We start from the raw sequence: 22,832 nt of genomic DNA on the forward strand, positions 1-22,832 counted from the left end.
GTTATTTCAAATCGCCGTAACCAAGCTGCTTGTAGACTGCCTTCGCCTCTTCTGGCCCGTTAACTGGCAGCACCGGGACGAAGGTTTGTGGCAGTAATTTTTCACCGGCAAAGTAGCGTGCTACGTTATCCGCAGAAGTTTTGCCAATCAGATTAGGTTGTTGCGCGACGTTGGCGACCAGCGGGCTGCCCTTTTCTGCCATGATTTCCAGCGTTTCTGGCCCGGCATCAATCGCCGTCACTTTAACATCACCTGCGCGCCCGCTCTCTTCCAATGCCTGCACAATACCAATAGCAGGCTGATCCCAGCAGGCAACATGGATAGCATCCAAAGTACCTTTCGGATGTTGGCTCAATAATTCCAGTGTCTTTTTACGGGCATCTTCCGGTGAGTTAGCATATTGCTCTGCCAATTCCGGCTGAATAATTTTAATGCCGGGATAGTCCTGCAATACATATTTCCATAGATCGTAACGAATACCACAAATACGCAATGAATTAGAGAAGGCATTAAATACCGCTATATTGCCCTTTCCCCCTAACGCATCTGCGGTATATCGGCCAATGGTGCTGCCGATAGTGTAATTATCGGAAGTAGTGTTATTAATTGAATAAGGTGAGACATGGTCGACGGTGAATATCGGGATACCTGCCGCCTGTAATGCTTTAAATTTAGGCTCAACAGCACTGTCACCCAAAATACTGATAACCGCATCGACTTTACGCGCCAGCAAAATATCATGGTTATCGGCATGCACTTGGTTATCACGCCCACCATCCACCGCCACCACTTTCCCACCCAGTTTTTCAACCTCACTGGATGCCCCTTTAAAGGCTTCGCGATCCCAAAAGTGTTGTGTGCCAACCACCGCCACACCGATTGTTTTCCCTTGAAGGGAGAGTGCTTCAGCTTGTGCCTGGACACTACCTGCAAATAAAACCAGCCCAGAAAGACCGGCAGCTATCGCGGTATTCAGCGTTTTCTTCTTTGTCATCTTGTTATTATCCTTTTATTCACTACTTGTTATTTGCCACTTTTTCTTTGTGCAATCCCCTGGTAAAGCACCTAGAAGCTAGCAATGCAGTCAGATAAAGCGAAATAACAAAAGTGATAAAGGAAAGTTAAAAAGCGGGATTGTATTTTACAATCGATTAACCAGAAATATTTAAATAGCCCACAGTGGTCGCAGCGAGCTGAAGGTTATAGTGTGTATCAGGCCACTTATTCGAGTTGCAGTAAAGCCGCTAACACAGTTGTAGCTTGACGTATGACGAAGATATATCGCCCGATTTCACCCACTTACTGTGATAAGGATCGCTGAATTTTTTTTCTATAAGTGCTTGAATAATGAAAGAGCGTGAGAAATTTTACTCCTCCGCAAGATGAGCTTCTCACTGGTTTTCGAGGCGGCCCTTTCAAGTGCTCGGGTATCTCTCCATGAAACGGTTGCGTTCATGCCCACTTTTGCGGCATGTTTACAACAACACTTCCCTGCTTTAGACGTTTGAATTATCACTTTGTGAGCAACCTGATGATTAAGTGGCTGTGGAAAGCAAACCAACCGCAAGCGGAGATGCTTGCACAGTGGCGTGAAGCGCTGAACATCCCCCTATTGGCACCTTTAAATAAGGAGGAACAACAGCGGCTGGTTTCTGTCGCAAGTCACCTGTTGCAACAAAAGCGCCTGGTGCCACTACAAGGATTAGAATTAACGCCGCTGATGCAGGCACGCCTGACATTGCTATTCGCCCTACCCGTCATGGAACTGGGCGCAAAATGGTTAGATGGCTTTCATGAAGTGCTGATTTATCCCTCCCCTTTTGTGGTTGACGACGACTGGCAAGATGATGCAGGCCTGGTTCACTCTGGGCAAACCGTGCAGTCCGGCCAAAGCTGGGAGCAAGGGCCGATTGTTCTAAACTGGCAAGATATTCAGGATTCATTCGATTTATCAGGTTTTAATCTGGTTATCCATGAAGCCGCACATAAGCTGGATATGCGCAACGGCGGGCACTCAAACGGCGTGCCACCTATCGCTATGCGTGATGTTGCAGCATGGGAATATGACTTACACCAGGCGATGGACAATATTCAAGATGAGATAGATATGGTGGGAGTCGACGCTGCCAGTATGGATGCCTACGCCGCCAGTGATCCCGCAGAATGTTTTGCTGTGTTATCTGAATATTTTTTCAGCGCGCCTGAGCTATTGGAAAACCGTTTCCCGGCGGTGTATCGGCATTTCTGTACTTTCTATCGCCAGGATCCACTGGCCAGACTAAAACGCTGGGAAAACGAGAGTCAAAATATTGAAAGTTCATCTCCAATGGGTTAGTTATCGGCGCGCCGCTTTAGGTAATACCAGATGCGAGGAAGGATAAAAACACCTGGCTAGCTTTATTTAACCGCAATAAACATCTTCTTTGCTCAGATGCTGAGCAGTCGACCCAAATGTACTAATTTAGCGTTGACAGTATCGGGTATGCTAGATATCATGCGCCCCGTTCAGACGATTCCTCTGTAGTTCAGTCGGTAGAACGGCGGACTGTTAATCCGTATGTCACTGGTTCGAGTCCAGTCAGAGGAGCCATATTAGAAAAGCCCGCTTAAGGAAACTTAAGCGGGCTTTTTGCTTTTATTTTGAAAATGGGTGGCGAAAACTGACGTTATGCTTGAGGCAGAAATGGCATTAAAGTGTCCGGTTCAGGCGCGGTAGCCCACAAACTAATCCGGCCTCACCTTAAGGCACCCATTTCTGATGTTATAACACCGACGCTTTTACGATATCATAACCGTTCTTCATTACCCTCAGCACTCCAGCCACGGACTAGCAATGAAACGGATAGCCGCACTTCCTCTGGGATTGATTCTCGCCGCACCTGCGTTTGCAATTGAAATGCCTTCCCCCGCGCCCATTAAAAGCATTGACTGGTTGCCCGCCAGTACCGTCAGAATTGGGCAAGGAATAAACGCGGCATATCGCGTCACCACTCAGGCAGCCCAGACAAGTGAAATATGGTTCCACACTGACTGTCAGACTCAGGAGAAAACACTGCTATTTATGAACATCCAGCCGGGTAAAGGGCTGCGAGTTTACAGCACGGACTCTATTGACCGCTACACGCCGGGCACGTTGTTCGAACCGGATGCAGACAGCCTGTTTATGACAAAGCCGGAACTGAACCTTTGTAACCAGAATATTCCTGAGCCGATGTGGGCTGGTATTTCTTCGTGGGATCAACCCGGCGAAAAACTGTTTGTGGATGTAAACAATAGCCTGCGAGACGGGGCAATGCTGAAAACGCGGCTGGCGACGGATTACAATAAAATCCATCACGATGAAAAATATGGTGCGCCCTATTCAGTGAAGATTCAGGACGTTATGCTTAACTGTGAAAAAATTGAAGGCATGGCATTAACGACGTTCTCACTGGATAATCAGGGCTTTGTCTCCGACAGCGTTTTCGCGAAAGACGCTACGTTTACGGCACTGTCGCCCAATAGGGTAAGCGTGGCAAAAGAGCTTTGCGCGATCAAAGACTTCGCTCATTACACGGGTAACGGAACGCTCGTCTGGCGTAAAAAAGAGATTGCCGATGATACACCTGCACGGCCGGATTTTGAGCACAACATCCCGACAGCCTTGCAACGCTTCGCACTTCCTGCTGAAGTGACAAATATCATTGATAAAACCTTCGCCGATCCTCAGAAAAAACCGGCCTTCCGCTCACTCCGTTATACCCAAAACGGCCCGGAAAAAGACGGAATAGGGCTGATGGCCAGAATTGATGCCCAGCCGGACGGCACGACACTAACTATCGTAAAGATGACGATGGGCAATGCTGTGTTCTATTCGCAATATCAGCGCCTGTTCAATATGGTGGATGTTAAGAAATGGGAAATTATGTCTGACGAGCCATGGATCAGCAAAACCCTGGATAGCACAATTACACTCCCTTTGCACCCGCAAGAGATTTACGCTTCGTACAGCCAGATCGAAAATAGGGGTAACCCTGGAAAAGATAAATTACTCAGCCAGACTTGCGTTGCCGGTAAAGAATGGCGTAACGCCGTTGATCTTAATCCTAAATTCCCAGGACGTTATCTTGAGTTTATCTGTAGGCAGGATCTCGGTGACGGGAGAGAAACCAGCGGCGACTACGCTTATCTTGAGGCCTTGAGAGTCTTTATTCGCATCGGTTTTCAAGCCAACGACCAAACGAAACGTTTTACCTTCACTGATGTGGAAGTCACGTATTAACGGTTACACAGCTAAACTCTTCACCGTACCACGCCCTAGCCCCTTTGGGGTTAGGGGAGAAATAATCAGCTCAACCTGCCGCCAGAAAATCGTTATGCAGTCCCTGATTACGGCCGGTTGACCAATAACCAGACTCGTCAGCCGACTTAAAATTCGTTATCATCCGCTCCCACTCTCCCCCCGGGTAGCCTGATGTCTAAGATTATCGATACCTTTATTGCCCCGCCGTGCTATGACGAGATAGAGACTCTCTATCAGGACGACCACCTGGTGCTTATCAATAAACCCACAGGGTTGCTCAGCCTTTCAGGAAAAAATCTGCAAAATCTCGATTCGGTTCATCACCGAATGGTTCAGGTATTCCCTGGCTGCACCCTGGTTCACCGCCTTGATTTTGGTACTTCCGGCTTGATGGTTATTGCGCGCAATAAGGCTATCAATGCTGCCCTCTGTCAACAGTTCAGCCAGCGCACCGTGACCAAAGTGTACAGTGCACTGCTTTGCGGACATCTGGACAACAACGAAGGAGTGGTAGACGCAGCTATTGCCAAAGATCCAGCACTGTTCCCATTGATGTCGATTTGCGCCACCCACGGCAAGCCCGCTCGCTCCGGCTATCGGGTCGTCGAGCGTTTTTATCATGAGTTGGAAGACGGGAGGTTACTGCCATTGACGCGGGTGCAACTCATCCCAGAAACCGGGCGTACTCATCAACTGCGCATCCACTGCCAGCAGTTAGGTCACCCGATTCTGGGTTGTGACCTGTATGGCGGCCGCTTGCTACCGGGCACCGAACAGACACCACGGCTGATGCTGCACGCCAGTGAACTGCATTTTGTTCACCCCATTGGCAAGGAGTGGTTCAAAATCTGTCATGCCAGCCCGTTCTGAGAACGTTAATTACCACATCAAATCATCGGGCACTTTAAAATCAGCATACGGATCTTCTTCATCTTGCTCTTCCTGACTAAGCGCACTATTTAAGACAATACTGTTCGCATCTCGCTGCGCAATTTTATCGGCAACACTGGCGGGGATAATAGCGTATTCACTTTCGGCACTGTTATCAGCAACCACACGAGCGATAGCGAGACGACCACTAATCAACTGAGATTGCGTCACCTTATCCACAACTATTTTTTTAATTAAATTATTATCTGTGAAGTTAAAACCAATATCGCCTTTTGAAATATTGATTCTGTTCATTTCAATGAGCTGCTTCACTTGAGCTTTATACTCTTTAGATAAAGCAGCTTGTTTTTGTTGCTCGCTGAGCTGTTTATCACGTTCAAGTTGAGCTTTTTTATTTTCTTCCACCGCCTCTCTTGCCTCACGAGCCTGAACTCGTGACTTTTTAGCCGTTCTTTGGACTTTAGCCATTTTTTTGCTGGTCACTAACCCAGCTTTTAGCATCTGCTCTTGTAAGGTAAGTTTCGTCATCTTCGTTTCTAAGTCAGTTGAATAATTTGAGTGATTATACCTGTTATTTTTGAGGCTGTACCCACTTGCAAGACTTGGTCACTTTGTGGCTTTGAAAGGAGTGATCAGAAGCTGGTGTGGCCAGCTCTCAGGATTAGACCATTACACTTTTGTCCAGGCATTGAAATTAATGGCATTACCTCCGGCCAGGTGAAAATATCAGGCGATGACCCATAAGGATAAACACTATTTGACGTCACAAATGGCGCTGCCCGCTTAAGGAAACTTAAACGGGCTTTGGGCTATCTGATAATTTACTTCGGCTGGAGTATTACCGATATAAACTCACCGCTATTTTCGATTAAGAATACGCAGAAAATCCTGCTTACTTGAAATCAGCGAAAGTGCATTAGCAATAATTTCATCACTAAAGATCGAGGCAATATCTTTTAGCACATCGATATGCTCTTTTTCTTTCGCGATAACGCCAATGGCAATAAACATCACATTACTTCTATCCCAAATAACACCATCCGGGAATTGGAAGATCTCAACACCTGTTTTAACGATAATATTGGTCGCTGACTTCGGCAGGTGGGGTAAGGTAATACCATTACCCAGAAAGGTGGAGACTTGCTGCTCCCTTTCATTAAGGAAAGCGACACAATCCTGGTTAATATACCCTTTAGCTTTAAACTCTTTCCCTACCATGGATAAAACTTCAGCTTTATTTTTTGCATGACATCCTAAATGGATATTTTCAGCAGTAATATTATCTAGCATGACCTGTCCCCTTTGCACTATGACTCATTTGTCTCATATAAAGCAGTATCTATTAATTACCGGAAGACAGTTCTTCTTCTAGTTGCTCTAATGATTTATTAGCTGTTTCTGGCAAGGCTGCGACCACAAAGATAATCGCCAGATAGTTGATCAATGCAAAAATCAGGAATACCGGGCCTAAGCCCAACTTCGCTTGCAATACCGGGAATAGATAACTAACTATCGCATTCATGATCCACATGAAAAACACCGAAATCCCCATTGATAACCCACGAATTTTCAATGGGAAAAGCTCAGCTAATACCACCCAGGTAAGAAAGCCCATGGTCCCTTGCATAACACCGACAAATAACGCACCCAGTAGCCAAATAACCGTCGCCTTGATTTCACCCATCAAATAATAATCTGCACCAGCGATAATCAAGTGTAATGTTGCCATGAGTGCGAAACCATAAATAATCAATGTCTTCCGTTTAAAACGGTCAACCAGGAAAAGCACCCCAATGACCATACCACCGACAGAAAAGACGCCATTTAGCACGTTGCAGATCAACGACATTCTTTCAGAGAACCCGGCAGTCTTCAGTATTTCAGTACCATAATACATAATCACATTAACCCCGGTTGTTTGCTGCAATGCTGCCCAAACAATACCCACCAAGATTAATTTTAAGATCCACGGTGTATGAAAAATAATTGCCCAATCTTTCTTTGCATATAAGTGCTTTTCTTTTTCAACATCAATCAACGTGACGATATCTTCAAACTCTTTAATCGCTCGCTGTTCTGGACGAATCTGTTTTAATATGGCTAATGCTTCTTCACGCCGATTTTTACTGACCAGCCAGCGAGGACTTTCTGGCGAACGCCACATTCCAACCAATAAACAAATCGCCGGAATTGTCTGCACCAATAACATATAGCGCCAGACTTCAGGAAGATGTCCCCAAACAATACCAATCACTGCATTCACAGCAAATGCCGCTAATTGACCAAACACAATGGCCACTTCATTTAATCCCGTCAGTTTTCCCCGCATTTCTGTTGGCGCAACTTCGGATATAAATGTGGGCGCAGTAACCGATGCACCACCGACTGCGTAACCGAGCAAAAATCGGGCAATTAACAGGCAGGTAATATTAGGGGATAATGCGCATAATAATGCACCAAAGAAGAAAACAAAGGAGAGATAGAGTAAATATTTTCTTCTGCCAAAGAAGTCAGCCAGTTTTCCGCCCAAGATACTACCAATAGCGGCACCGACCAAAAGTACACTCATTACCAGGCCGACTGTTGTCGGTGTCAGCGCCATGTTTTCTTTCAATGACGAAAATGCACCATTAATAACACCCGTGTCGTAACCAAACAGCAAGCCACCAAAGGTAGCGACTAATGTTATTTGATGTAATCGTTTTCTCTGTTGTGCGTTGAGATTCATCATTAACGACATATCCTTACCCTTTATTTGAGTATCCATTTGATGTCAAAAGGTTTTTTTAAAAAAACGTCCCCGCACTTTCAAAAGAGAAAATGAAAAAACTTTTTGACACTCTGATTTATTAATTAGATAAATGCAGTTATTGAAGCCAAATAAACTTTCTTACAGAGTGTGACGTTATATTATTTATGATGTGTTTTTCCGTTTAGCACGCCCCCTTTTACATTTTCTATTTTTAACCTGTTCACCAGATAACTCACAGCAACACCTGAATAACTTAACTGTGACATAACATATCATTCATATTGAAATTAAAATTCTATATCGATCACAATATGATAATTAAATTCCAGATTGGCATAAGTAAAAATAGGACTAGCACCCTATTAAACAACAACAATAAAAAATATCCATTTGATATTAAATGAAAAAAAACAAGAAATAGATGACGTAACGGATGGGTTTTTAGGGAAAGAGCTATAAAGAAAGTTGGTTATTTTGTGACTTGGTTAACTATTTTATTTCAAAAATAATTCTTTTTGGAATAAAAATTTGCATTTGAAGTTTAACGGCTCACTACTGAAATTTTGCCATGCTATTTGGCCTAAATCTGGACCAACTAACACGATTGGAGAACTAAAAGGTGGGAACCTTCGGATGTTAATGAGAAAAGCCCGCTTGAAGAAAGATAAGCGGGCTTTTTGCTATTTGATCACTTTTTTCTTACCTGGAGCTACAGCACATAAAAAATCAATGCGGCAATGCCACCAAATAATAGCCATTTGATCAAATAATAAATTCTGCGATTCCAGGCTTTCAGGCGCTTACCTATCTTACGTACCGCATAGATATATTTGAAAGCACGGTTAACTCCACCAGTCCTATCCCCTTCTTCATTGGGTGCCGTCGCAGCACTCATTAAATTGCGCCCCAACCAATGGTTAACCCATTGCGCCCAACGATAGCGCATCGGCCGTTCAATATCACAAAAGAGGATCAGTCGATCCTGCCCACTCTGATTTTCAGCATAATGAATATAAGTTTCATCAAACAGTACACCCTCACCATCACGCCAACTGTAAATAGTCCCATCTACATCAATAAAGCAGCGATCATCATTCGGTGTGATTAAACCAAGGTGATAACGTAGGGAACCCGCATAAGGGTCGCGGTGGCGAGGCAACCGGCTGCCGTCCGGTAACTCAGCAAACATCGCCGCTTTCACCGACGGTAACCCTTTCAATAAGGTAGTGGTGTAAGGGCATAATGTCATTGCCGATGGGTGACTATCTTCATACCATTTCAAATAAAAACGCTTCCAACCCGTTTTAAAGAAAGAATTAAAACCGGCATCATTATATTTATCCGATGCTTTGATTTGTTGGATTTCCATTAATGCCTTACCTTCCTCCTTGATTTTTAACCAGTTATCTCGCAGTACTGCCAACTCGGGGAACAAGTCCTGTTTTAAATAAGGTGTGGAGGGAACGCGCGAGAATAAATACATAAAAGCATTGATTGGTGAAACAAATGTCGAATGGTCTGAGAGTTGTCGCCAGAATTTATAACGAACCTTTCCGCGAAAATGCACATAAGCTACGCATAAGATAAAAATAAATAACACTATATATTTCATGATGTCCTATCAATAAATATTTTAGATAGCTAAATATCTAGTCTATTCTCATTGAACTTTCCAACTTAAAAATATTAAAAATAATGACAAAAGTAATAATATTATGATTAGTAAGCAATAAATGTCTGCACATCACTGCCATTTAATATGAAGCACCCGGTAAAACAACGGCCTGCGGGGAAGTCTTCACTTAGTTTGCGTAATAACTGTAACTCAAAACGCCCGGTATCCAGTGAATAACTCAGTAGCTTCGCTTCAAGAAAATCAAAATAACGCCCAAGTTGCGGATAGACGGCTTTAAATAAACTCTCTTTCGCGGAAAAAGCCAATGTCAGCAATTGGTTAAAAGGTAATGGGCCATTCTGGAAACAATGATGCTCTTCTTCACTGAGAATGCCCGGCCATAAGTTAGCAGCTCTTTCATCAGCAATAATGCTTTCGATATCCAGACCAAGACCATGCCGACGGGAACTGGCATCTGTAGGCTCACCGGCCGGTGTGATTATTTGTGCAGTACACAACGCACGTTGGTTATTATGGCTGATGCTACCAATCAAACCGGTCGGCCACAGTGGTGCGCGATCTATTCCATTTGCCAATGGGTAATCACGTACTTCCAGCATATTCAATACCTGTCTGGCAACAAAACGCCCTGCCAGATATTCAGCTCGCCGTTTAGCAACAGCTTTTTGTAAACTGCCAGGAAACGCGATGCCATACACGGCAAATAGCTCATCCCGATATTCATTCACATCAAAATCACATTTAGCCAAAAGCCCATGAAACAGGGGTTGGTCATTCAAACCGGCGGCTGGGAGTGCAGCAAAAGTAAAATTACGGATAAATACCGAGGTCACGCGTTATCCTATTCATGTTGATTTATAGCGTTTTGTACCCTAGATAATTCCAGTTGCAGGAAGACAGTCTACGCACATGCAGCTTGAAGAATAACGGGTATAGTAGTAGCTAACCTCGTTTGCCACAATATCAGAACCCCGCCATTTGGGCTAAAACGTTAGCCACTTCAAGTTGCGCCACATTTATAACTCGATAACCCCTACCTTTAACCATGTATTTTGTGTGGCCCACTTTATCATGAAATGCAACTTCACAATTATTGAAACGCAGTTCCTGTCGTTTCTTTTTCTGTGACAATGGTCAATTTAAAAGCAAATGTAAACAGCTAGGTTGAATACCTTGGGGATAAAGGAAAAGCCCTTAATATAACTATTCCATTATGAGAAATATCGCCTTTTTATTTATTGTTTTAATGACTTCTGGAGACCACTAAATGAAATTTCCTAAGCCACTACCAACACTCTGCCTGGCTATTTCTGCCATTTTATTTAGCCAAATAGCCACTGCTCAACAAATTAAAGCGGCGGATGTTCATCCTAAAGATTACCCTAATGTTGTTGCGGTTAAAAATATGGGTGACAAACTAAAAGCGGCAACCGACGGGCGGTTGGAAATTAAAACATTCCCAGGCGGGGTCTTGGGTGATGAAAAACAAATGATAGAACAGGCCCAAATGGGAGCAATTGATATTATTCGTGTTTCTATGACCCCTGTTGCCTCTATTTTACCGGAGATCAGTGTCTTTACTCTGCCCTATATGTTCCGCGATGAAGATCACTTACATAAAGTGCTTGATGGGAAAATAGGCCAGGAAATTGGCGATAAAATTACTAACAATAAAAACTCAAAATTAGTCTTCCTCGGTTGGATGGATGCGGGTACCCGTAATCTGATAACCAAGCAACCGGTTATTAAACCGGAAGATCTGAAGGGCATGAAAATCCGGGTACAAGGTAGCCCGATTGCATTAGCCACACTGAAAGCCATGGGTGCTAACTCACTTAGCATGGGCGTCAGTGAAGTGTTCAGCGGCATGCAAACTGGCGTTATTGATGGTACTGAAAATAATGAACCGACATTTGTTGCTCATAACTATCTGCCGGTAGTCAAAAACTATACTTTGAGCGGCCATTTTATTATTCCAGAATTGTTCCTTTATTCTAAAGCCAAGTGGGATAAATTATCTCCCGAGGATCAACAAACTATTCTGAAACTGGCAAAAGAAGCCCAAGCGGAACAGCGTGTATTGTGGCAAGCCTATGTGCAGCAATCTCATGACAAAATGAAAGCGGGCGGCGTGCAATATCATGAAATCAATCATGACGCTTATTACCAAGCCACGCAGCCAGTACGTGATGAGTTTGGCAAAGATTATCAAGACCTCATTCAGCAAATAAGTGCTGTCCAATAATATTCTTTTGGCGGTATTAATAACTTTAATACCATCGATATATACCCAGAGCCATTGGCGTTGTAGAAAGACGACTAACACCGCTACAACGTCAAAGGCAAAGGGTAATCTGAGGTCTCCGCTATGGCTCGCTATTATCTATCAACGATGGATGTTTTATATCGCCTGTCAATCTGGGTAGCTGGTATTGCTTTGATTATTATGGTTGCGGTTATTCCTATGGGGATATTCGCCCGATATGTACAAAATGATGGCTTATCCTGGCCAGAACCCGTGGCTATTTTATGCATGGTGACATTTACCTTTGTTGGCGCTGCCGCCAGTTACCGTTCTGGCTCACATATAGCCGTCAGTATGGTCACCGACCGGCTCTCAGAAATGGGTAAAAAAATCTGCCTGATATTGGTGGATTTGCTGATGATCTTGATAAGCCTGTTTATTCTGGTTTACAGCTATATTTTGTGCAGCGAACTTTGGTCACAACCGGTGGCTGAATTCCCATTACTGACGGCCGGGCAGACCTATATTCCGCTGCCTATCGGCTCCGCTATTACCCTGCTGTTTATTATTGAGCGCCTGTTCTTCGGCTCACAGACCCACCGCCCGGTAGTCATGATTGGCAACTCATAATTTGGGGAACTTTGCCTTATGGATGCATTTATTTTAGTTTTTACCCTGGCAATTTTGTTGGCTATCGGCGTGCCGGTGGCTTATGCCGTCGGCTTAAGTGCGATTGCTGGTGCATTTTGGATTGATTTACCTCTGGAAGCGGTCATGATCCAAATTACCAGCGGCGTAAATAAATTCTCATTATTGGCAATTCCGTTCTTTATTCTGGCGGGCGCCATTATGGCCGAAGGAGGGATAGCGCGCCGACTGGTGAGTTTTGCCTATATTTTCGTTGGGTTTATCCGTGGTGGCCTGTCACTGGTCAATATCGTCGCCTCAACTTTCTTCGGTGCAATTTCAGGGTCATCAGTGGCAGACACGGCTTCTATTGGCTCAGTGATGATCCCGGAAATGGATAAAAAAGGTTATCCGCGTGATTTTGCTGCTGCCGTCACCGCCAGTGGTTCAGTTCAGGCTATATTGACGCCCCCTAGTCATAACTCGGTTATTTATTCGCTGGCAACCGGCGGTACGGTTTCTATTGCTGCACTGTTTATTGCCGGGATACTACCGGGCCTGCTGCTCAGTTTCACCCTGATGCTAATGTGTGTGGGCTTTGCTTATAAACGAGGTTATCCCAAAGGGGAGCGAGTGCCATTCCGTCAGGCGCTGAAAATCTTTGTTGATACCTTATGGGGGTTGATGACCGTCGTCATCATCATGGGCGGGATACTTTCCGGGGTATTCACTGCCACTGAATCCGCCGCAATAGCTTGTTTATGGTCGTTTTTCGTCACTATGTTTATCTATCGTGATTACAAATGGTCAGAGTTACCCAAGCTGATGTATCGCACGGTAAAAACTGTCACTATCGTAATGATTTTAATTGGTTTTGCTGCCAGTTTTGGCGCGATCATGACCTACATGCAATTACCCGAGCGTATCACTGAGTTCTTTACCTCGGTTTCTGATAATAAATACGTCATTCTGATGTGTATCAATATCATGCTGTTACTGATTGGCACTTTGATGGATATGGCACCGCTGATTTTGATATTGACTCCGGTCTTAATGCCGGTCACTAATTCATTGGGTATCGATCCGGTGCATTTCGGCATGATTATGCTGATCAATCTGGGGATTGGTCTGATAACACCACCAGTGGGATCAGTGCTGTTTGTGGCCAGTGCGGTGAGTAAACAGAAAATCGAGCAAGTGGTAAAAGCGATGCTACCGTTCTACGGCGCGCTATTTCTGGTATTAATGCTGGTGACTTATATTCCAGAAATATCCCTGTGGCTACCCAGAGTCTTTGGCGTTTATACCGGCTAACCAATCAGCTCATCATCTGACATAAATAAGTCGGGCCGCTGACTGGCCCGACACATCAGTATCAAGATGGTTTTTTGAAATAATTAATCCAAATGAAGGGGAAACGTACCCTTGGGGTCGTAACGGCGTGAGCCGTCGGAGTGCCCCTAGGTATGGTCGCCCCTTCACTTACTGGCCTGAAAAATCAATACCATAGACTCATGATTGGCCACCCCACCAGCAACAGCATGCTGATGTAGAATACCCCCATGATCCCACCCAAACGCCAGTAATCTTTGGATTTCACATAGCCGCAGCCATAGATAATCACACCAGGCCCGGTGGCATACGGCGTCAACACCCCCATGATCCCGATGGATAATACCAACAGCATGGATAAATGCTCCATTGGCACGCCACTCAACCCCTTGCCGACAGCTAAAATCACCGGCAGCATGGTGGCGGTATGAGCGGACAAACTCGCGAACAGATAGTGAGAGAAATAGAACACCAGCACCAATGCCACCACCGTCATATTCGGTGAGAAGCCATCAAGATGCGTACTCATGGTATTGGCAAACCAATCAATAAAACCAGAGCGAGTCAGGCCATTTGCCATCACCACCAAGGTCGCCAGATTCACCAACGTATTCCAGGCGCTGGAATATTTGGTGATATCTTTCCACGACACCACATGTAGCGCCAACATCAACGATACCGCCAGCAAACCAACGGCAGTGGCATCAATGAACTTACTGCCAAACACCCACAAACACAGACTCAGTAGCACCAAGCCAATCAGGATCATCTCTTTGCGAGTTAGCCCCCCCATTTCATTCAGTGCTGTTTGTGCCCAGGTCGCCACTTCATCACTTTTGGTAACACCGGGTTTATACAGCACATAAGAGAGCCACGGCGCGACAATCAGTAAAATCAACCCAACCGGCAGGAATGCCAGGAACCACTGCATCCAGCCGATATGAACACCGGCTATTTTATTGACAAACTCAATACCCAACACGTTAGGTGCCGCGCCGGTAACAAACATGGAGGAACTGATGCTAGTACCAATCACCATCATCCACATCAGATAACCACCGATGCGCCGTGACGACGGGTCATGGGGATAGGAGTCAAACAGCGGTGGCAGGTTTTTCACCACCGGGAATACGGTGCCGCCGGTACGGGCAGTATTCGATGGCGTAAAAGGTGCTAACAGAATATCAATAATAACAATGGCATAACCCAGGGTCAGTGTCCGCCTGCCCATGAATTTCACCATGAACAAGGCAATACGTCGGCCAAGGCCAGTGGCTTCATAACCGAGCGCAAAGATAAATGCCCCGAATACCAGCCAGACGGTGGTGCTGGAGAACCCTGCCAGCCCCCATTTCAATGACTCTTTACCGCCATTGAAGCTGGCATCCGCCACTTCGGCGGCACTAAATAGCACCCAGTCAGAACTTAGCACGCAAATTGTCACCGCGATAAAACTTATCGCCGTGGCAGGAATTGGCTCTAAAATCATACCGACAATCATGGCGACAAAAATCGCAAAATAGCGCCAGGCTTGTGGTGGCATACCTTCCGGGGTTGGGATCAACAGCAGAACGGCCAGCACCACAAAAGGCGCGAGCGCTTTCCATAATTTCTCTTGCGACTTCAACATAGAGAGACTCCTATACCTGTTACTGGCCCAATAGCTGTTATTGGTTCAATAGCAACGTTATTATTTTTGTGAGGGAGATGATGGGGAAATTGCGCCAGAAACCAGGTCAGGATCAGCAGGTCAGCGCTGCCGCCAGGGCTAAGGTTGCGGGCGATACATTGGGCATCAAACATCCGCACTCGCCACAGGCTGAGAGGATCATTCATCCCTATCGCCGAGAGTGAGGCCAAAAGTTCTGTTGCCTGTTGTTGTAACCATTGCAAACCCGCCATACCGCCACGCGAAACCACATTGGTATCGCGATTGACGGACATCAAAATCAGCAAAGTGTGCAATAAGGCATGATCAGGTTGCGCCCCGTCGGCTAATAAGCGCCGGTACGCGGGTAAAGCATGGGTTAACACCGTGGCAAAGCCGGATTCAGCCTCACCCCGCGCGCCCGTCAGGCCATATTGATAAAACAGGCGCTGCCCGGCGGTTTGTTGTGGATTCGATTGACGTAGTTCGCGCTCAGTCAGCCCACGGCATAAGCTGGCGGCCTCCTGACACACCGCCTCGGCGCTGATTGATTGCGCTCGCGCCCTTAATCGCCCAAGTGCGCAGCAAATCAACCCCAGAGAAAAAACGCTGCCTTTATGGGTATTGACGCCATTGGTCGCCTGAAACATGCTGTTTTCGCAAGCCAACCCTAGCGGCCGCAAGCTGTTAAGCGCTGCCTGACCCTGCAAATGACTGTGGCGCATACCCTGTTCGATAAAACGGGGCAGCCACGGCGCAATAGCATCAGCGCTATGATAAAAATCTTGCAGTGTCATGTCCTGGTGCGCGCCACAGTTCACGCAATCCACCAGACCGGGTTTGGGGGTCAGATTGACTTCAGCCAACATCGCCTGATAAGCCAATGCGCCGAACTTTTTGCTGAAATCATCGCTTGCCCAAAAGGCAGTCGATGAAACCGCCATCTCGTCAGTGCGTTGCAGAGGTAGCATTGAGCATCAACTCCATCTGGGCCAATAATTCGTCAATAGTGTGCGTCTGTGCCCGGGCGCACACATTAGCGGGACGATGGCACAACAAGCAGCGGCGTGGCGCTAAGCCCACATCACGGCGTGACAAAATTCGCCCTGAAACATCCAGCACATCGATATCCCATAACCTGCCCTGCGGGTGCTTCAGCTCCAGCAACAATGCGGCGTCTTTCACTTGTTCGGCGGGCAAATCAACCGCTATCAAGCCCTCACAGCCGGTCGGCAGCGGAAACACCTCTTGCTGCAACACCGGCCAATATTGCTGTTGGCTCAATGTGGTAATGGCCTGCCACGCCAGTGCAAACAGCTTGCGAGTCAATGGGTTATCTTTGATTGCTCCCGGAGCCACCAGTGTCAGTGAAATCAACGTGACTTGATGACGCGACAACCAGGCCTGTTGTCTGCTCTGACGCGACTCACGACTGGTCAGCAATTCCGGCAAACTGATTGGCCGGTTAGCGGCTAATGCGGGGGAAAGTGTATTCATCGTCTACTCCTGTATCTGATGAACAACATCAATCACGGAACCATCGCGATAGCGCACCACCGCCACCACCCGATCAGTAAATTTGATCGGTTGTGGTTCACCGGTCAGAATCAGCGCACGCTGATAGAGCCAGTCGATGGTGACTACCGGCAAACCCGCTTGCTGCAAACGTTCGGCCAGTTCTGGCCGTGCCGGGTTTACCGCAATACCGTGATCGGTCACTAAAATGTCAACACTGGAACCCGGCGTGACGCAAGTGGTCACTTCCTTGACCAGGGTTGGAATACGGCCACGGACTAATGGCGCAACAATGATTGACAGTCGAGCGGCAACCGCGGTGTCGCAATGGCCGCCGGAAGCGCCGCGCAGCACACCATCAGAACCGGTCAACACGTTGACATTAAAACCGGTGTCAATTTCCAGCGCGCTGAGCACCACCACATCCAGCCGATCGACGGATGCCCCTTTCGAGCTAAAATTAGCGTATTGATTAGCACTGATTTCGATATGACGTGGGTTACGGGCCAGCGAAGAGGCGGCCTGTTTGTCAAAACTTTGCACATCCAGCAGCTTGGTAATCAGCCCTTTTTCGTGCAAATCCACCATGGTTGAGGTGATGCCACCCAGTGCAAAAGCGGCAGTGATATTGCGGCGCAACATTTTGTCTTCAAGAAAACGTGTTACCGCCAGCGATGCCCCGCCAGTGCCGGTCTGCAAAGAGAAACCATCGACAAAATAGCCCGAACCGGCAATCACTTCGGCAGCACGGCGGGCAATGAGTAACTCGCGGGGATTGGAAGTCATTCTGGTGGTATCAGCGCCAATCTTGTCGGCATCGCCCACTTGCTCAACCTGCACAATCAAATCAACCTGATCCTGAGCAATACTCGCCGGATGATGCGGATAAGCCACCACAGCTTCCGTTAACAGCACCACACAGCCGGCATATTCAGCATCAACTCGCGCATAGCCCAATGAGCCACAACAGGCAGCACCGCTAAAACCATTGGTGTTACCGAATTCATCACAAGCCGGCACCCCGATAAAAGCAACATCGATGGTCAGCTCGCCGGACTCAATCAAATTAACGCGGCCGCCGTGGGAATGAATCTGTACCGGTTTGGCTAATAATCCGCGCGATATCTCCTCCGCCAACGGCCCGCGCAGACCCGAGGTGTAGATTTCGCTGACCACACCATTGCGGATATGCTCGACCAGCGGCGAATGGCAGTCGCTCAAAGAGCTGGAAGCCAGACGCAAGTTTTTGAAGCCCATCGCGGCAATCGCATTCATCACCAGATTTAAGGTCAAATCTCCGGCACGGAAAGCATGGTGGAAAGAAATGGTCATGCCATCTTGCAACCCGCTACGGCGAATCACATTTTCCAATGAATCACACATCTTGATATTGCGTGGCTTCTGCGCCTGTAAATTCGCTTTAGAAGTGTTCTGATACGGGCGATATACCGGGCCGTTATCCTGACTGTGGCTTAAACTTTCTACTCGTTGTTGCCTATTCATCTCTTATTCCTCACGCAGGCCGCTGACCGCTCGTTGCAAAACCAACCGCGCCCGTTCAATCACCGGGCTGTCCACCATCTTGCCGTTCAGAGAAACCACACCGCGCCCTTCGGCTTCTGCCGCTGCAGCAGCATCAACCACTGCCTGGGCATGGCGGACTTCTTTCTCGGTCGGCGCATAGAGGTTGTGTAACAGTTCGATTTGGCGTGGGTTTATCAATGACTTGCCATCAAAACCTAGTTGCTTGATAAGCGCAGCTTCCTGCAAAAAACCCGCTTCGTTATTGGCATCGGAATACACGGTGTCAAAAGCCTGAATCCCTACCGCACGGGCGGCCTGCAATATTGAACAGCGAGCAAACAGCAGCTCAATCCCTTCGGGAGAGCGCTCAGTGCGCAAGTTGCGGACATAATCTTCAGCTCCCAGTGCAATCCCCATTAAACGCGGTGATGCCTGCGCAATCGCCAGCGCTTGAGTGATGCCTTGTGCTGATTCGATGGCGGCCAGCAAGCCGGTGCTACCCACTTCACGGCCACATTCCGATTCAATACGGCTGATTTCACGTGCCATATCTTCAACATCTTTCGCGTTATCGGTCTTCGGCAAGCGCACGATATCCGCGCCACCACGTACCACCGCCTCTAAATCAGCCAGACCATAAGCCGAGTCCAATGCATTGACCCGAACGATAGTTTCCACATCCTGATAAAGTGGATGCTGCAAGGCGTGATAGACCAGGCGACGAGCCGCATCTTTTTCGCGCAGAATGACAGAGTCTTCCAGATCAAACATCAACGCATCGGATTGATAAATAAACGCATTACTGACCATCGCAGCATTAGCTCCGGGGACAAATAACATGCTGCGGCGCATTCTGTTTTTCATTTCAGGTTTCATCAATGCGCTCTCCATGGCAGAATTTTTTCATCACAGGCTCTCAGCAATGCGGTTTCCAGCCGTGCCTGTAACACGCAATCCAGTGCGCCTTTATCGTCAATAATCAGTTGCACTCCGGTTACCCGATACTGTTCCAGCAACGCCAGTACGCTGTAGCGAATGGCGTCACCAAACTGCTTGTCCACACTGCTGTGTATTTGCAGATCTATTTCGGGTGGATTTAATGGCGCGATGCGCACCATAACGTCGCTCGATTCCAACGTTCCGGCGACGGCCTCTCTAATAATTTTCATGTTTCACCTGATTAACTTGTCTTCAAATTCGTGGTTTCTGACTTAGGTATCAGTCCCTATCTTTCTTTGCGCCCTGCTTTAATCAGTTCTCTTTAATCAGTTAAAGCGGGGCTGAACTCTTTGTTAATGCTGAGTTTTTCTCCGTGCTGGCCGCTTTTTGCGCACGTTGTGTCAACAATCGCTGTAGGTAATGGCAGGTAGCGGGAGGGACTAATTTACGAATGGTTTCGCTATCCCCCTGTGCCAATAGTTTGCGCACCCATGAAGCGGAAATAGCGGTGTTGTGATATTTAAGGCGTTCAATTTCCACCAGCGAAATCGGCGGATAAGGCAATGACGGCGTCTCCAGCCAGAAGCTCATATCGCGGTTATATTTAGCGGTCACGGTACAAAACGGCTCAGTCCCGACAAAGCGGTGCGTCACACCCAGTGCCGGAGCCAAATATTGGCGGAATATTTTTAGGTCGATTTCGGTATAACAGTCATCGGCCACGCCTTGATCTTTAATAAAATAACAAGGGAAAGTGGCACGGGAGATCATATATTCCGAGCCGGGATGTACCGTAAGATTGGTAATATCTTGCGTGCCCTCAAGCACTAATTGCAGCCGGTCTTCATAGGGAAAACGTGAATTGTCTTCTTTCACCAAAAACAGGTGTAACCAATCACACTGCGCGGCGGCCTGCCGCACCAAATATTGGTGCCCACGAGTAAATGGGTTGGCATTCATGACGATACTGCCAATCTTCTGCCCTGGCTGACGTAATTGACTCAATTGTTTGGCATAGCGCTGCAAACGGCAGTCGCTATTTTCCATCAACACCACAATACCAGGGACACTCGCTATAGGATAAAAGCCACAGGCTTTAAATAAGCTCTCGTTTTTAGTTTTGGTATAAATAAATAAATGGCTGTGATGACGCTCATAGGCCAGATTGACCAGCTCGGTGGCCAGAGTCAGCGCCAGCCCTTCGCCCCTCACCCGCTCACTGATGGCCACGCATTTGATAATATTGCCCGCAATACCACCACAGGCCACCAGCTTTTCATTACGGCTTACGGTAATAAACACCTCAACAGTGGTATCTATATTCAGATCATTTTCACGCAAGAAGCGTGTTATTTCTGCAATCTGCTGATGGTCTGAACGATTAATTCGATTAAATACCGTATCCATAATTCACTCTCTACCATAACGTTTACATAACAAATAAAGAACAAGTTGAGCTAACAACAATAAAATAAATAATAATCCTATTTTTAAATATAAATTTCACACAAAAACAACAAGATAGAATAAATTCATTTTGGTTTATTTTTAATTTGAATTAATTTATGAGCACATGCTAAACATAAAAATGGCGTGGTTAATTGACCTATTTCACATATAAGAGAGTAAATATAAGTTATTTAATGGTTTTAATTTTCTTAATTATTAATATATATTTTTATTTCTCTTAGCTATTTAATTATTCCTTAAATTAACTTATGTTAACGCCAGTACATAGCCCATATGTTAAATAAGGTGAGTAATGTGTCGATCCCCTCTGCCGATGTTTCCCTATCAGGCAAATTAAAATGGCGTGGCCGAATATGGAGCCGGTTGCAAAACATGGCTTTCCCACTGCGGATATTTCTGCTGCTATTGACCGTCTCTATTCTGCTGGTCGGCGCGCTGGATCGCTTTCTCAGCCATAACTTTGAACAATACTTACTGGATCAAGTCAGCAAAACCGCGATGAATCAGGCAAAAATTATTGCGTCGATGGATTCCGTAGTCAATGCTGTGAAGCACCGTGATAAGGCACAATTAGCCCAAATCGTCAGCCGACTCGGGAGCACTTCCGACCTTGATTATCTGGTCATTGGTGACACTCAATCCATTCGTCTGTATCACCCTAATCCCGAGATGATTGGTCACCCAATGCAATGGACCAAACCCGGCGCACTGGAAAGGGGCGAGAGTTACATTATTTTTGGTAAAGGCTCTATGGGTGAAGCCATGCGCGCCAAAACCCCCATCCGTGACGAGCAGGGAAAAATTATTGGCGTCGTCTCTCTGGGGTATCTGATCAGTAAAATAGACCACTGGCGGCTAATTTATCTGCTGCCACTGACCCACTCTTTTATCCTGGTTCTCGGCGTATTATTACTGCTGTCATGGTTGTTTGCTCATCATATCCGCCGCCAGATGATGGGAATGGAACCCAAAGAAATAGCGCGAGTGTTGCGCCAACAAGAAGCCTTGTTCGGTGCCGTATTTGAAGGGTTATTAGCGGTTGATCCTGAGGGAAGGATCACTGCAATCAATCAGAATGCGCGTAAAATGCTGAATATCTCAGCCACACCACAACAACTGATTGGTCGTAAAGTCAGTGAGGTCGTCTCTCCTGACCACTTCTTCCTCGATCAAAGTGGTGAAAATCGCCAGGACGAACTCTGTACTTTTAATGGCTTAAATGCCATCGCCAACCGGGCGGGTATTTGGTCAGAGGATGGCGTGTTTCAGGGTTGGGTGGTGAGTTTTCGCAGTCAGGATGATATTCATACTCTCAGTGCTCAACTCAGCCAGATCAAGCAGTATGTCGAGAATCTTCGCACGGTGCGCCATGAGCATCTGAACTGGATGTCAACTCTAAGTGGGTTGTTGCAAATGAAAGAGTTTGACCGGGCGCTGGAGATGGTGAAAACCGAGTCTTCCTCTCATCAGGCGCTGATTGATATGCTGCGTACCGCATTTAATAACCGGCAGATAGCCGCATTATTATTTGGTAAATACCATCGGGCCAAAGAGTTAGGACTGAATTTGAATTTTGTCCCCGGCTGCCAGTTAACTCAGTTGCCTGCCAATATCGGCGAAAATGAACTGGCCGCTATCATGGGAAACCTGCTCGATAATGCCTTTGAGGCCAGCCTAAAAAATCCTGACGGCGATAAACAAATTGAAATTTACCTGTCTGATGAAGGTGAAAATGTGATTTTAGAAATTGCCGATCATGGCTGCGGTATCGAACCAAAGTTGCAAAATAGCCTGTTCGAACGAGGTATCAGCTCCAAAAATTCAGATGAACATGGTATTGGGCTGTATTTGGTGGCCACCTATGTTCAGCAAAGTGGTGGCACCATCACAATAGAAGAGAATCCGCCGCGCGGCACCTTATTTACAGTCTTTATTCCGAAGACGCATTGATCTCAAAGACAGGGAGATCCC

Annotated in this window: 20 protein-coding genes and 1 tRNA gene; 8 read left to right on the forward strand and 13 right to left on the reverse strand. The window is 46.5% G+C overall.

The window, feature by feature from the left end:
• Position 1 precedes the first annotated feature (1 nt).
• Positions 2 to 994, reverse strand: a complete 993-nt coding sequence (locus FTB31_RS07405; RefSeq protein ID WP_050075330.1) for a sugar ABC transporter substrate-binding protein — start codon at positions 992 to 994, stop codon at positions 2 to 4.
• Between the two features lie 537 nt (positions 995 to 1,531).
• Here FTB31_RS07405 and mtfA point away from each other — a divergent pair.
• The 4 genes from mtfA to FTB31_RS07425 all read left to right on the forward strand — a co-directional run bounded on the left by mtfA (position 1,532) and on the right by FTB31_RS07425 (position 5,152).
• On the forward strand, positions 1,532 to 2,335 hold the full coding sequence (mtfA, locus tag FTB31_RS07410) for a DgsA anti-repressor MtfA (RefSeq protein ID WP_227731253.1): 804 nt from the start codon (positions 1,532 to 1,534) through the stop codon (positions 2,333 to 2,335).
• A gap of 179 nt (positions 2,336 to 2,514) precedes the next feature.
• Positions 2,515 to 2,590: transfer RNA gene (locus tag FTB31_RS07415), tRNA-Asn, on the forward strand.
• 243 nt (positions 2,591 to 2,833) lie between these two features.
• Positions 2,834 to 4,261, forward strand: coding sequence for a hypothetical protein (locus tag FTB31_RS07420; protein ID WP_077293771.1), 1,428 nt, complete (start codon positions 2,834 to 2,836; stop codon positions 4,259 to 4,261).
• 192 nt (positions 4,262 to 4,453) lie between these two features.
• The gene (locus FTB31_RS07425) at positions 4,454 to 5,152 is read left to right on the forward strand and encodes an RluA family pseudouridine synthase (protein ID WP_227721708.1); all 699 of its coding nucleotides are present in this window, start codon (positions 4,454 to 4,456) and stop codon (positions 5,150 to 5,152) included.
• 9 nt (positions 5,153 to 5,161) lie between these two features.
• Here the strand turns inward: FTB31_RS07425 and FTB31_RS07430 are convergent, their stop codons facing one another.
• The 5 genes from FTB31_RS07430 to FTB31_RS07450 form a co-directional block, all read right to left on the reverse strand.
• Complete coding sequence (locus tag FTB31_RS07430; RefSeq protein ID WP_050075326.1) at positions 5,162 to 5,701, reverse strand: DUF2058 domain-containing protein; 540 nt, start codon at positions 5,699 to 5,701, stop codon at positions 5,162 to 5,164.
• Positions 5,702 to 6,031: 330 nt separating this feature from the next.
• Entirely contained in the window at positions 6,032 to 6,463 is a 432-nt protein-coding gene (locus FTB31_RS07435; protein WP_050075324.1) for a PTS sugar transporter subunit IIA, read from the reverse strand.
• Between the two features lie 52 nt (positions 6,464 to 6,515).
• On the reverse strand, positions 6,516 to 7,913 hold the full coding sequence (locus FTB31_RS07440; protein WP_011816648.1) for a sugar porter family MFS transporter: 1,398 nt from the start codon (positions 7,911 to 7,913) through the stop codon (positions 6,516 to 6,518).
• A 721-nt stretch (positions 7,914 to 8,634) separates the two neighbouring features.
• Positions 8,635 to 9,537: a lipid A hydroxylase LpxO gene (lpxO, locus tag FTB31_RS07445; RefSeq protein WP_050075323.1), complete on the reverse strand. Its 903-nt coding sequence runs from the start codon at positions 9,535 to 9,537 to the stop codon at positions 8,635 to 8,637.
• Positions 9,538 to 9,644: 107 nt separating this feature from the next.
• Positions 9,645 to 10,394, reverse strand: a complete 750-nt coding sequence (locus FTB31_RS07450; protein WP_050075322.1) for a 4'-phosphopantetheinyl transferase family protein — start codon at positions 10,392 to 10,394, stop codon at positions 9,645 to 9,647.
• A 434-nt stretch (positions 10,395 to 10,828) separates the two neighbouring features.
• On the opposite strand from FTB31_RS07450, the gene FTB31_RS07455 reads away from it, so the two are divergent.
• The 3 genes from FTB31_RS07455 (at position 10,829) to FTB31_RS07465 (ending at position 13,747) form a co-directional block, all read left to right on the forward strand.
• Complete coding sequence (locus tag FTB31_RS07455; RefSeq protein WP_139343670.1) at positions 10,829 to 11,806, forward strand: TRAP transporter substrate-binding protein; 978 nt, start codon at positions 10,829 to 10,831, stop codon at positions 11,804 to 11,806.
• A 123-nt stretch (positions 11,807 to 11,929) separates the two neighbouring features.
• Positions 11,930 to 12,436, forward strand: a complete 507-nt coding sequence (locus tag FTB31_RS07460; protein ID WP_005168610.1) for a TRAP transporter small permease — start codon at positions 11,930 to 11,932, stop codon at positions 12,434 to 12,436.
• 18 nt (positions 12,437 to 12,454) lie between these two features.
• A complete protein-coding gene (locus FTB31_RS07465) occupies positions 12,455 to 13,747 on the forward strand; it encodes a TRAP transporter large permease (RefSeq protein ID WP_019080904.1) in 1,293 nt (430 codons plus the stop codon).
• Between the two features lie 184 nt (positions 13,748 to 13,931).
• On the opposite strand, the gene FTB31_RS07470 is transcribed toward FTB31_RS07465, so the two are convergent.
• From FTB31_RS07470 to citC, 7 genes are all read right to left on the reverse strand, one after another.
• Positions 13,932 to 15,395, reverse strand: coding sequence for an anion permease (locus FTB31_RS07470; RefSeq protein WP_013649676.1), 1,464 nt, complete (start codon positions 15,393 to 15,395; stop codon positions 13,932 to 13,934).
• Positions 15,389 to 16,384, reverse strand: a complete 996-nt coding sequence (citG, locus tag FTB31_RS07475; RefSeq protein ID WP_227728864.1) for a triphosphoribosyl-dephospho-CoA synthase CitG — start codon at positions 16,382 to 16,384, stop codon at positions 15,389 to 15,391. The genes FTB31_RS07470 and citG overlap by 7 nt, the downstream gene beginning before the upstream one ends.
• Entirely contained in the window at positions 16,362 to 16,910 is a 549-nt protein-coding gene (gene citX, locus FTB31_RS07480) for a citrate lyase holo-[acyl-carrier protein] synthase (RefSeq protein ID WP_050075318.1), read from the reverse strand. Before citX ends, citG begins: the two co-directional genes overlap by 23 nt.
• Before the next feature lie 3 nt (positions 16,911 to 16,913).
• Positions 16,914 to 18,431 (reverse strand): citrate lyase subunit alpha, encoded by a 1,518-nt coding sequence (citF, locus tag FTB31_RS07485; RefSeq protein WP_077174910.1) that lies wholly within the window; start codon positions 18,429 to 18,431, stop codon positions 16,914 to 16,916.
• A 3-nt stretch (positions 18,432 to 18,434) separates the two neighbouring features.
• Positions 18,435 to 19,328 carry an aldolase/citrate lyase family protein gene (locus tag FTB31_RS07490; RefSeq protein ID WP_050075316.1) on the reverse strand — a complete coding sequence of 298 codons (894 nt, stop codon included), beginning with the start codon at positions 19,326 to 19,328 and terminating at the stop codon, positions 18,435 to 18,437.
• Complete coding sequence (gene citD / locus FTB31_RS07495; protein WP_019080909.1) at positions 19,328 to 19,621, reverse strand: citrate lyase acyl carrier protein; 294 nt, start codon at positions 19,619 to 19,621, stop codon at positions 19,328 to 19,330. Before citD ends, FTB31_RS07490 begins: the two co-directional genes overlap by 1 nt.
• Positions 19,622 to 19,721: 100 nt before the next feature.
• Positions 19,722 to 20,798, reverse strand: coding sequence for a [citrate (pro-3S)-lyase] ligase (citC, locus tag FTB31_RS07500; RefSeq protein ID WP_227731254.1), 1,077 nt, complete (start codon positions 20,796 to 20,798; stop codon positions 19,722 to 19,724).
• Positions 20,799 to 21,134: 336 nt separating this feature from the next.
• On the opposite strand from citC, the gene dpiB reads away from it, so the two are divergent.
• Positions 21,135 to 22,811 (forward strand): sensor histidine kinase DpiB, encoded by a 1,677-nt coding sequence (dpiB, locus tag FTB31_RS07505; protein ID WP_227724178.1) that lies wholly within the window; start codon positions 21,135 to 21,137, stop codon positions 22,809 to 22,811.
• Positions 22,812 to 22,832: the final 21 nt, after the last annotated feature.

Origin of the sequence: Yersinia proxima (genome assembly GCF_902170785.1) — a bacterium.
Classification (GTDB): Bacteria; Pseudomonadota; Gammaproteobacteria; order Enterobacterales; family Enterobacteriaceae; genus Yersinia; species Yersinia proxima.

What these genes read in the sequence shown, in the direction of transcription:
- FTB31_RS07460 (WP_005168610.1), top strand. Translation starts at nt 11,930, where the DNA reads ATGGCTCGCTATTATCTATCAACGATGGATGTTTTATATCGCCTGTCA.
- FTB31_RS07405 (WP_050075330.1), bottom strand. Translation starts at nt 994, where the DNA reads ATGACAAAGAAGAAAACGCTGAATACCGCGATAGCTGCCGGTCTTTCT.
- lpxO (WP_050075323.1), bottom strand. Translation starts at nt 9,537, where the DNA reads ATGAAATATATAGTGTTATTTATTTTTATCTTATGCGTAGCTTATGTG.
- citG (WP_227728864.1), bottom strand. Translation starts at nt 16,384, where the DNA reads ATGCTACCTCTGCAACGCACTGACGAGATGGCGGTTTCATCGACTGCC.
- FTB31_RS07440 (WP_011816648.1), bottom strand. Translation starts at nt 7,913, where the DNA reads ATGTCGTTAATGATGAATCTCAACGCACAACAGAGAAAACGATTACAT.
- FTB31_RS07455 (WP_139343670.1), top strand. Translation starts at nt 10,829, where the DNA reads ATGAAATTTCCTAAGCCACTACCAACACTCTGCCTGGCTATTTCTGCC.
- FTB31_RS07420 (WP_077293771.1), top strand. Translation starts at nt 2,834, where the DNA reads ATGAAACGGATAGCCGCACTTCCTCTGGGATTGATTCTCGCCGCACCT.
- citC (WP_227731254.1), bottom strand. Translation starts at nt 20,798, where the DNA reads ATGGATACGGTATTTAATCGAATTAATCGTTCAGACCATCAGCAGATT.
- FTB31_RS07430 (WP_050075326.1), bottom strand. Translation starts at nt 5,701, where the DNA reads ATGACGAAACTTACCTTACAAGAGCAGATGCTAAAAGCTGGGTTAGTG.
- mtfA (WP_227731253.1), top strand. Translation starts at nt 1,532, where the DNA reads ATGATTAAGTGGCTGTGGAAAGCAAACCAACCGCAAGCGGAGATGCTT.
- FTB31_RS07425 (WP_227721708.1), top strand. Translation starts at nt 4,454, where the DNA reads ATGTCTAAGATTATCGATACCTTTATTGCCCCGCCGTGCTATGACGAG.
- FTB31_RS07490 (WP_050075316.1), bottom strand. Translation starts at nt 19,328, where the DNA reads ATGAAACCTGAAATGAAAAACAGAATGCGCCGCAGCATGTTATTTGTC.
- citX (WP_050075318.1), bottom strand. Translation starts at nt 16,910, where the DNA reads ATGAATACACTTTCCCCCGCATTAGCCGCTAACCGGCCAATCAGTTTG.
- dpiB (WP_227724178.1), top strand. Translation starts at nt 21,135, where the DNA reads ATGTTAAATAAGGTGAGTAATGTGTCGATCCCCTCTGCCGATGTTTCC.
- FTB31_RS07465 (WP_019080904.1), top strand. Translation starts at nt 12,455, where the DNA reads ATGGATGCATTTATTTTAGTTTTTACCCTGGCAATTTTGTTGGCTATC.
- citF (WP_077174910.1), bottom strand. Translation starts at nt 18,431, where the DNA reads ATGAATAGGCAACAACGAGTAGAAAGTTTAAGCCACAGTCAGGATAAC.
- FTB31_RS07470 (WP_013649676.1), bottom strand. Translation starts at nt 15,395, where the DNA reads ATGTTGAAGTCGCAAGAGAAATTATGGAAAGCGCTCGCGCCTTTTGTG.
- FTB31_RS07435 (WP_050075324.1), bottom strand. Translation starts at nt 6,463, where the DNA reads ATGCTAGATAATATTACTGCTGAAAATATCCATTTAGGATGTCATGCA.
- citD (WP_019080909.1), bottom strand. Translation starts at nt 19,621, where the DNA reads ATGAAAATTATTAGAGAGGCCGTCGCCGGAACGTTGGAATCGAGCGAC.